Annotated in this window: 1 pseudogene; it reads right to left on the reverse strand. The window is 30.0% G+C overall.

Annotated features, from left to right (window positions below):
* Positions 1 to 263 (reverse strand): annotated as a pseudogene (locus tag ACY2RT_RS15415) (LmbE family protein); the annotation flags it as partial.

Genomic DNA, 263 nt, shown 5'->3' on the forward strand with positions numbered 1-263 from the left:
TTAGTCTTACTATTTTTGCTTCAGAATTTAGTAAAACCGATTGTTTTGGAATATGATTGTAATTAATTTCTACCAACTCTTTTGTAAATTTCTTGCCATTAGAAGTTGCTATAACTTCTAATTTTCCTTCAGATTGATTTTTAGGCGGATTCACTAAAAATTCCACCATTTGTTTGTCGTTTTTTTGCTGAATGGTAAAATTGATTTCTTTCGGAGAAACAGACCAATTGGTTGGTACTTTTAAATGTACTTTTCCTGAAACG

It is taken from the genome of Ulvibacter sp. 2210JD10-4 (assembly GCF_058148525.1).